The 1551-nt window shown below is 60.0% G+C and carries 2 protein-coding genes; both read left to right on the forward strand.

The window, feature by feature from the left end; translation table 11 throughout:
- Nucleotides 1-908, forward strand: a 908-nt coding sequence (locus P5540_19910; protein ID HRT67080.1) for a YqaJ viral recombinase family protein, incomplete at its 5' end; no start/stop codon positions are given.
- Nucleotides 905-1551, forward strand: a 647-nt coding sequence (locus tag P5540_19915; GenBank protein HRT67081.1) for a hypothetical protein, incomplete at its 3' end; no start/stop codon positions are given. The genes P5540_19910 and P5540_19915, both read left to right, overlap by 4 nt.

A 1551-nucleotide genomic window follows, 5' to 3' on the forward strand; every position in this document is an offset into this window, starting at 1 on the left:
GGAACATGACGCAGGAGGAGTGGCGGCTCCTGCACGCGAACCCGCTGGTGTTGACCGCATCACAGGTCCCGGCGGCAGTAGGTGCGGATCGGTACTGCACGCGCTACATGCTGTACCATCGCAAGAAGGGCAATCTTTCATGGCCGGACGAATCGTTGCGATTCGCTGTTGGCCACGCGCTGGAACCGGTTATCGCGGATGCGTTCGCGCGCGAGACCGGCTATACGGTTCGCGACCCCGGCGAGTACGCGGCCATCCAGCATCCTGCTCACCCGTGGCTCTGGGCCACGCCGGATATTATCGCTGAGATAGACGGGGTGGATATCCCCGTCGAAATCAAGACGACGGAATCGTTTACGGAAGCGGCGAAATCGTTTTCGACGGGCAATACGCCGCTCCAGTACGATGTTCAGATCCAAATGCAGATGTACATAATGAATTCCCCGTTCGCCTATGCGGTATGCATGCGCGGCCTCGGATCGCGCGGGCTGGATATCGTCCGCGTGGAACGCGACGACGAACTGATAAACGGTTGCGTTGTCGCGGCCCATCAGTTTTTAGGCGATATTGCGGCTGGCCGCGAACCGGAACCGGGCGGCACGGACGCCGACTCCGACGCCATTCGACATCTGTATCCAGCCGACGACGGCGGCACGGTCACGCTCGATGTTGATGAATGGCGCGAACGGCTCGAACGGCTCGAACAGGCCAAGCGTGAAGCAAAAGCGATCAATGACGTGATCTGCGAGATTGAAAACCAGTTGAAGGCTGCCATCGGCGATCACACCTACGCCGTGTGCGGCGACGTGTCGTTTTCGTACCGGACACAGGAACGAAAAGGTTATGTTGTCCAGCCAACCATTTTCCGCGCGTTGCGGAAAGTATCAAAAAAGGAGAATGAATCATGACAACCAACGAAACGAATGATAATAGCCAATCCCAGTCCAAGGCTGTCGCGCAAATTGCCATGGGCGAGCGCGGCGTTGAACTGCGAACCATAGACGAACTCTATCGGTTCGCAATGGCGGTTACGCGATCGGGCTTCGCGCCAAAAGGCATGGAAAAGCCGGAGTCCATACTCGTGGCCGTCGAAATGGGCCTTGAAATCGGGCTTCGCCCGATGCAGGCGGTGCAGAATATCGCTGTGATCAACGGCCGTCCGTCCGTTTGGGGCGACGCGGCCATCGGACTCGTTCGATCAAGCGGGCTGTGCGCATCGCTCAACGAATGGTTTGAAGGCGAAGGCGACACGCTTACTGCGGTATGCGAGACGCAGCGGGCCGGGTCGCCGATTGCCACGCGGCAGACGTTCAGCGTAAACGACGCGAAACGGGCCGGGCTGTGGGCGAAAGCAGGGCCGTGGACGCAGTATCCGAAGCGGATGCTTCAGATGCGCGCCCGCGCATTCGCGTTACGCGACGCATACCCGGACGTCCTGAAGGGCTTATCGTTTGCCGAGGAGGCGCAAGACACGCCTGCGCCGATTGACGTAACGAATTCGGTTGCCGCCGCCGCGCCGCCGCGCACGAGGGATGAACTGAAGGCCCGGCT

It is taken from the genome of Candidatus Hydrogenedentota bacterium, from assembly GCA_035450225.1.
GTDB lineage: Bacteria > Hydrogenedentota > Hydrogenedentia > Hydrogenedentales > SLHB01 > DSVR01.